Genomic DNA, 5,726 nt, shown 5'->3' on the forward strand with positions numbered 1-5,726 from the left:
CCGGGCGGGGCGGACGGCGCCAGCGGCACGAACGCCTCGGCCGGGACACCCTCGTCGGCCAGCGCACGCACCTGGTCGAGGACGGTCGCGAACTGCGAACCGGCGGTCGCGGCCCGGGGCTTGGCAGCCTGCGCCGCCTGGTCGGGACGGGCCGCGATGGCCGCCCGTGCCTGGTCCGGGTCCGGCCGCAGCTGCTGCTCCTCCGCATCGGCCGCATCCAGCAGCTCCTCGAGCGAGGACGGCGGCGGGCGGTGCGAGCGCAACGGGCGCACCGGCGCCGGTGGCATCTGCGGCACATCGACCGTGAGCTCGTACTTCTCCTTGGCGAAGAAGCCGGCGAACCCGCCCTGCCGGATCCGCTCGGCGCGGATCACCTTGGCGTGCGGCCCGAACTCCTGGCGCACGTGCGCCATGAGCTCGGCCAGGTCCGAGCCCTCAAGCAGCAATCGCTCGGCCACCACTCACCACCCCGACGGTCTGCACGACGACTCCTGCCCCCGTGACCTCGGAGTAGGAGAGCACCGGCAGACGGGGCTGGGCAAGGGCCAGGAGTCGGTGCAGCGCCGGCCGGATCGCCGGTGCGCAGGCCAGCACCACCTGGCGCCCGTCCTCCTCGGCCTGCTGCACGGCGTGCCGCAGCTGCACGAGCGCCTGGTCGAGCACCCCCGGGTCGACGAGCAGCTGGGTGCCGCCCTCGCCGGGCCGCAACGACTCGAGCAGCAGCTGCTCGAGCGACGGCTCCAACGTCACCACCCGCACGGCACCCTCGACGACGTAGGGCGCCACGAGCGCCGGGCCCAGGCCGGTGCGGGCCGCCTCGACCAGACCCTCGGGGTCGGTGCCGACCCGGGCCCGCAGCGTGAGCGCCTCGTAGATGCGACCCAGGTCGCGGATCGGCACCTGCTCGGCCAGCAGCCCCTGCAGCACGCGCTGCACCTCGCCGAGCGACAGCAGCCCGGGCACCAGCTCCTCGACCACCGACGGGTTCACCTTCTTGAGCCCCTCGGTGAGCACCCGCACGTCCTCGCGGCCCAGCAGCCGCGGGGCGACCTGCGTGATGATCGCGCCCAGGTGCGTGATGAGCACCGACGAGCGGTCCACCACGGTGGCCCCCGTCATCTCGGCGGCGTGGCGCAGCTCGGCCGGCACCCACTTGCCGGGCAGCCCGAACACCGGTTCGGTGACGGCCGTGCCGGGCAGCGCCGCGAGGTCGTCGCCCAGGGCCAGCACCCGTCCGGCCGGCGCCTCACCACGTCCGGCCTCCACCCCGGCCACCCGCACGACGTAGGTCGAGCGCGGCAGGTCCACGCTGTCGCGGGTGCGCACCGGCGGCACCACGATGCCCAGGTCGAGCGCGATCTTGCGACGCAGCCCGCGGACCCGGGCCAGCAGGTCCTGCTCCGGCCCGGTGCCGACCAGGTCGACCAGGTCGGGCGAGAGCAGGATCTCCAGCTGGTGCACCCGCATCTGCTCGATGAGCGCCTCGGGCGAGTCCGAGCTCGGCGGCGCCTCGGGGGTCTGGGCGGCGGCCTCCGCCTCGCGGGCCTCCTGGGCCTGGCGGGACTTGCGCCGCTGCGCCAGGAACACCAACGTCGCGCCCACCAGGGCGAACGGCAGCTTGGGCATCCCCGGCAGCAGACCGAGCCCGATCGCCCCGCACCCGGCGATGAGCAGCGCCTGGCGGGACTGCAGCAGCTGGCCGGCGGCCGAGGTGCCCAGGTCGCCGTCGGCGCTGGCCCGGGTCACCACGATGCCGGTGGCCACCGACAGCAGCAGCGCCGGGATCTGGGTGACGAGACCGTCACCGACGGTGAGCACCGAGTAGGTGTTGATCGCGTCGCCGGCCGTCATGCCGCGCTGCACCATGCCGATGACGAACCCACCGACGAGGTTGATGACCGTGATGACCACACCGGCGATCGCGTCACCCTTGACGAACTTCGAACCACCGTCCATGGCGCCGTAGAAGTCGGCCTCCGCGGCGATGTCCGCCCGGCGCTGACGCGCGGTGTCCTCGTCGATGAGACCCGAGTTGAGGTCCGCGTCGATCGCCATCTGCTTGCCGGGCATCGCGTCGAGGGTGAACCGGGCGCCGACCTCGGCGACGCGACCGGCACCGTTGGTGATGACCACGAACTGGATGACCACGAGGATGAGGAAGATCACCAGGCCGATGACGAGCGAGCCGCCGACGACGAAGTGCCCGAACGCGTCGATCACGTGACCGGCGAACCCGTCGCGCAGCACCAGCCGGGTGCTCGCGACGTTGAGCCCCAGCCGGAACAGCGTGAACACCAGGATGAGCGAGGGGAAGACCGAGAAGTCCAGCGGCCGCTTCACGTACATGCTGGTGAGCAGGATGACCAGCGATGCGGTGATGTTGAGCGCGATGAGCACGTCGAGCAGCGCCGGCGGCAGCGGCACGACGAGCAGCATGACGACGCCGACGACGCCGATCGGGACCGCCAGCTGGGCGATGGGGCGGTTCTTCATGCCTGGGCCTCCGACGACGACGTGGCGGGCGTGGGACTGGTGGGCGCGGGACCGGTAGGTGCGGGACCGGTGGGTGCCGGACGGTGCCGGTCATGGGCCGCGGCGCGCGCCTTGGCCCGGGCGACCGCGGCGTGGTCGGCGCCGTCGTACTCCGGCAGGGCGGTGCCGCCCGGGGTGCGGTGCGATCCGGCGGCAGCACCGCGTCGGCGCAGCGCCATGACGAAGGCCAGCACCCGGGCCACCGCCATGAACAGGTACTCGGGGACCTCCTGGTCGAGCTCGCACGCGGCGTACAGCGCACGGGCCAGCGGGACGTCCTCGATCATCGGCACGCGGTGCTCGGTCGCGACCTCGCGCAACCGGGCCGCGACGGCGCCCGACCCCTTGGCGACCACCCGAGGGGCACCGGCGCCGGGCTCGTACCGCAGGGCCACGGCGACGTGCGTCGGGTTGACCACGAGGACGTCGGCGTCGACCACCGCGGCCATCATGCGGTTGCGGGAGGCCTGCCGCTGCCGCGCCCGGATCTGCCCCTTGACCTTCGGGTCGCCCTCGTTGCGCTTGTTCTCGTCCTCCACCTCGCGGGTGGTCATCCGGGTCTGCTTGCGGTTCCGCTTGATGACCACGCCCAGGTCGACGAAGGCCAGCAGGAGCCCGGCGAGCACCCCGGCGCGCAGCACGGCACTCACCGAGCCGCCGGCCACGCCGAGCACGGCCTCGAGCGACAACCGCCCCGACCCCATGAGGACCGGCACGAGCGAGCGCAGCACGGAGTAGACCGCGAGCCCGACGGCCGCGGACTTGGCCAGCGTCTTGACCGCCTCCCAGGCGGTGGTCGGGCTGAACAGCCGCTTGGCCCCCTTGCCGAGGTTGAGCGACTCGGTGTGCAGCCGGAACACCGGGTGCACCCCGCCGCCCTGGGCGATGTTGACGACGACGGCCGTCACGACGACCACCGCGAACATCGGCGCGAGGATGCCGACGATGCTCGACATCCCCGTGTCGAGCACGGCCAGCGCCCGAGCCGGTGACGGGTCGTGGGCGACGTCCCGCAGCGACAGCAGCTCGCTGGTGACCTCCTGCCGGGCGCGCACCGCGACGGTCGGCAGCATGAGCACGGCGGCACCGAGCGTGAGCCAGCCGGTGAGGTCCGCCGACTTGCCCAGGCCGCCCTTCTTGCGGACGTCCCGCATCTTCTGCGGTGTGGCCTTGTGGGTCCTCTCCTGCCCGTCCGAGCTCATCGGCCGGCCCCCACGACGTGCCCCATGAAGACCACGGAGTCGTCCGCCAGCCCGCTGAGCACGGACGGCAAGGCCAGCACCGCGAACCCGACGAACACGAGCGTGACGAGGATCTTGAGCGGGAAGCCCATCGCGAACGCGTTGAGCGCGGGGGCCACCTTGGTGAGCAGACCCAGGCCGACGTCGGTGAGGAACAGCACGACGACCAGCGGCCCTGCGATCTGCAGCGCGGCCACGACCATCGCCGAGAGCCCCGAGGTGAGCTGCTCGGCCAGGGTCGAGGTGCTCAGGCCCATGTCGAGCGGCAGCGCCGTGAACGTGCTCACCAGCCCGCGCAGCACCACCTGGTAGCCGTCCGAGGCGAACAGCAGCGCGACGGCCAGCATCTGGTAGAGCCGCATCATCGGGGCGCCGTTGCTCTGGCTCAACGGGTCGTACGCCGCGGCCATCTGGAAGCCGCCGAACTGGTCGATGACGGCTCCGGCGCTCGACACCGCCGCGAACACGAGATAGACCCCGAAGCCGAGCGCCAGCCCGATGAACGCCTGCATCAGCACCGAGCCGATGAACCCACCCGTCGTGTCCGGCACCTGCTGCGCCAGCCCGGGGGCCACCGCCGCACCGATCGCCATCGCGAGCGCGACCTTGACCGCGCCCGGCACCGCCTTGTTGGCGAACGGCGGGGCGATCACCAGGAACCCGGCGACGCGCACCGAGGCCAGCATGGTGGTCTGCACGTTCGCCAGCGACAGCGTGACGGCGATGGGGTCCACCCTCAGCTCCCGACCAGGGCCGGGATCTGTGCGTACAGCGACGTGGTGAACTCGACGAGGGAGGAGATCATCCACTGCCCGGTGACCAGCAGCGCGAGCGCCGCCGCGACCGCCTTGGGCACGAAGGAGAGCGTGACCTCCTGGATCTGGGTGACCGACTGCACGAGGGACACCACGAAGCCGACGACCAGGGACGTCACGAGCACGGGGGCCGCCAGCTTGGCGGCCAGGATCATCGTCTCGCGGGCGATGTCCAGGACGGCTGCCGGGTCCATCAGCCTGCTCCGGAGTACGAGCCGAGCAGGGCCGTGATGACCAGGCCCCAGCCGTCGACGAGCACGAACAGCAGCAGCTTGAACGGCAGGGCCACCATGGTCGGCGGCAGCATCATCATGCCCATGCTCATGAGGGCCGAGGACACCACGAGGTCGATCACGAGGAACGGCACGAAGATGACGAACCCCATGATGAACGCGCTGCGCAGCTCGGAGAGCATGAACGCCGGGGCGAGCGTGGTGAACGGCACCGACGCCGGGTTGGCCGGGTTGTCCAGCTTGGCGGCCCGGGTGACCAGCGCGATGTCCTCCTCGCGGGTGTGCTTCACCATGAAGTCCGCCAGCGGGGCCTCCCCCGCGCTCACCGCCTGGGAGAACGACATCTGCCCGTGCAGGTAGGGCTGCACGCCGTCGGTGTTGACCTGCGAGATCACCGGCGCCATGACGAACAGCGAGAGGAACAGCGCCAGCCCGGCCATCACCTGGTTGGGCGGCACCCCCTGCAGGCCGAGCGCGTTGCGGGTCATGGCCAGCACCACGAAGATCTTGGTGAAGCTCGTGGTCATGAGCAGCAGCGACGGCGCGACGGACAGCAGCGTGATCGCCAGCAGCACGACGATCGAGCTCGAGGGCGTGCCGTTCACCCCGTTGATCGCGACCGAGACCGTGTCACCACCGGGTGCCACCGGTGAGGTCGGGTCGGTCGGCGGCGTGGGGGCGGCCAGCACCTGGGCCACCAGCACCGTGAGGTTCATCGGCGCACCGTGCGTTCCTGCAACGCGTGCACGGCGTCCTTCCAGGTCTGCGGCGAGAGCACCGACCCGGCCAGCGGCGACGCCCCCCGCACGACGGCCTCCTCGGTGGGGCTGAGCGGGACGAACTGCGGTGCGCGCAGGTCCCGGTCCCGGGCGGTCCCGGCGAGGGCGGCGGCCGGCACCGGCGCG

At 72.1% G+C, this 5,726-nt stretch carries 7 protein-coding genes; all 7 read right to left on the bottom strand.

The window, feature by feature from the left end; all coding sequences use genetic code 11:
* The coding region (locus F2B26_RS14115; RefSeq protein ID WP_201292751.1) for a hypothetical protein at positions 1 to 458 on the bottom strand (458 nt) is incomplete at its 3' end.
* Positions 436 to 2,493, bottom strand: coding sequence for a flagellar biosynthesis protein FlhA (flhA, locus tag F2B26_RS14120; protein ID WP_159810452.1), 2,058 nt, complete (start codon positions 2,491 to 2,493; stop codon positions 436 to 438). The genes flhA and F2B26_RS14115, both read right to left, overlap by 23 nt.
* Complete coding sequence (locus F2B26_RS14125; RefSeq protein ID WP_159810454.1) at positions 2,490 to 3,734, bottom strand: EscU/YscU/HrcU family type III secretion system export apparatus switch protein; 1,245 nt, start codon at positions 3,732 to 3,734, stop codon at positions 2,490 to 2,492. Before F2B26_RS14125 ends, flhA begins: the two co-directional genes overlap by 4 nt.
* Positions 3,731 to 4,507, bottom strand: a complete 777-nt coding sequence (locus F2B26_RS14130) for a flagellar biosynthetic protein FliR (RefSeq protein ID WP_235929686.1) — start codon at positions 4,505 to 4,507, stop codon at positions 3,731 to 3,733. The genes F2B26_RS14125 and F2B26_RS14130 overlap by 4 nt, the downstream gene beginning before the upstream one ends.
* Before the next feature lie 2 nt (positions 4,508 to 4,509).
* Entirely contained in the window at positions 4,510 to 4,782 is a 273-nt protein-coding gene (fliQ, locus tag F2B26_RS14135; RefSeq protein ID WP_159810456.1) for a flagellar biosynthesis protein FliQ, read from the bottom strand.
* Entirely contained in the window at positions 4,782 to 5,537 is a 756-nt protein-coding gene (fliP, locus tag F2B26_RS14140) for a flagellar type III secretion system pore protein FliP (protein WP_159810458.1), read from the bottom strand. The genes fliQ and fliP overlap by 1 nt, the downstream gene beginning before the upstream one ends.
* On the bottom strand, positions 5,534 to 5,726 hold a 193-nt coding region (locus F2B26_RS14145; protein WP_201292752.1), incomplete at its 5' end, for a hypothetical protein. The genes F2B26_RS14145 and fliP, both read right to left, overlap by 4 nt.

The sequence above is a fragment of the Cellulomonas citrea genome (assembly GCF_009829685.1).
GTDB classification, from domain to species: Bacteria; Actinomycetota; Actinomycetes; order Actinomycetales; family Cellulomonadaceae; genus Cellulomonas; species Cellulomonas citrea.

What these genes read in the sequence shown, in the direction of transcription:
- flhA (WP_159810452.1), bottom strand. Translation starts at nt 2,493, where the DNA reads ATGAAGAACCGCCCCATCGCCCAGCTGGCGGTCCCGATCGGCGTCGTC.
- F2B26_RS14125 (WP_159810454.1), bottom strand. Translation starts at nt 3,734, where the DNA reads ATGAGCTCGGACGGGCAGGAGAGGACCCACAAGGCCACACCGCAGAAG.
- fliQ (WP_159810456.1), bottom strand. Translation starts at nt 4,782, where the DNA reads ATGGACCCGGCAGCCGTCCTGGACATCGCCCGCGAGACGATGATCCTG.
- fliP (WP_159810458.1), bottom strand. Translation starts at nt 5,537, where the DNA reads ATGAACCTCACGGTGCTGGTGGCCCAGGTGCTGGCCGCCCCCACGCCG.